This is a genomic window from Jiangella anatolica, assembly GCF_003236295.1.
GTDB classification, from domain to species: domain Bacteria; phylum Actinomycetota; class Actinomycetes; order Jiangellales; family Jiangellaceae; genus Jiangella; species Jiangella anatolica.
The window spans coordinates 1-1,527 of record NZ_POTW01000189.1; the positions used below are offsets into that span (position 1 = coordinate 1).

The 1,527-nt window shown below is 68.5% G+C and carries 1 protein-coding gene; it reads right to left on the reverse strand.

What is annotated here, in order from left to right; genetic code table 11:
- Positions 1 to 9 precede the first annotated feature (9 nt).
- Positions 10 to 1,527 (reverse strand): chaperonin GroEL (gene groL, locus C1I92_RS32890; RefSeq protein ID WP_111258830.1); only part of this gene is annotated, 1,518 nt, incomplete at its 5' end.

Sequence of the window (1,527 nt, forward strand, 5' to 3'; positions counted from 1 at the left end):
CGGCGGGACTCAGAAGTCCATGCCGCCCATGCCACCGCTGGGGTCGGCGGGAGCGGCCGGGGTCTTCTCCGGCTTGTCCGCGACGACGGCCTCGGTGGTGAGGAACAGCCCCGCGATGGAGGCGGCGTTCTGCAGCGCGGACCGGGTCACCTTGACCGGGTCGTTGATGCCCTCGGCCAGCATGTCCACGTACTCACCGGTCGCGGCGTTGAGGCCCTGACCAGCCGGCAGGCCGCGCACCTTCTCCGCCACGACGCCGCCCTCGAGACCGGCGTTGATCGCGATCTGCTTCAGCGGCGCCTCCACGGCGACCTTGACGATGTTGGCGCCAGTGGCCTCGTCGCCCTCGAGCTCCAGCTTCTCGAACGCCGCCGCACCGGCCTGGATGAGCGCCACGCCACCACCGGCGACGATGCCCTCCTCGACAGCGGCCTTGGCGTTGCGCACCGCGTCCTCGATGCGGTGCTTGCGCTCCTTCAGCTCGACCTCGGTCGCGGCGCCGGCCTTGATGACGGCCACGCCGCCGGCCAGCTTGGCCAGCCGCTCCTGCAGCTTCTCCCGGTCGTAGTCCGAATCGGAGTTCTCGATCTCCGCCCGGATCTGCGAGACACGGCCGGCGATCTGCTCCGCATCGCCCGCACCCTCGACGATCGTGGTCTCGTCCTTGGTCACGACGACCTTGCGGGCCTGCCCGAGCAGGTCCAGGGTCGCGTTCTCCAGCTTGAGACCGACGGTCTCGCTGATGACCTGGCCACCGGTGAGGATGGCGATGTCCTGCAGCATGGCCTTGCGGCGGTCGCCGAAGCCCGGCGCCTTGACGGCGGTGGACTTGAAGGTGCCACGGATCTTGTTGACCACCAGGGTCGCGAGGGCCTCGCCCTCGAGGTCCTCGGCGATGATCAGCAGCGGCTTGCCGCCCTGCATGACCTTCTCCAGCAGCGGCAGCAGGTCCTTGACGCTCGAGATCTTCGACTCGACCAGCAGCACGTAGGCGTCCTCGAGGGTCGCCTCCTGACGCTCCGGGTCGGTGACGAAGTAGCCCGAGATGTAGCCCTTGTCGAAGCGCATGCCCTCGGTGAGCTCCAGCTCCAGCCCGAAGGTGTTGCTCTCCTCGACGGTGATGACGCCTTCCTTGCCGACCTTGTCCATCGCCTCGGCGATGAGCTCGCCGATCTGCGCGTCACCGGCGGAGATCGACGCGGTCGCGGCGATCTGCTCCTTGGTCTCCACCTCACGGGCGGTCGACAGCAGCTGCTCCGAGATGGCCTCCACGGCCCGCTCGATGCCCCGCTTCAGCGCGATCGGGTTCGCACCCGCGGCCACGTTGCGCAGGCCCTCACGGACCATCGCCTGGGCCAGCACGGTCGCCGTCGTCGTGCCGTCACCGGCCACGTCATCGGTCTTCTTCGCGACCTCCTTGACCAGCTCGGCCCCGATCTTCTCCCACGGGTCCTCGAGCTCGATCTCCTTGGCGATCGACACACCGTCGTTGGTGATCGTGGGGGCACCCCACTTCTTCTCCAACAC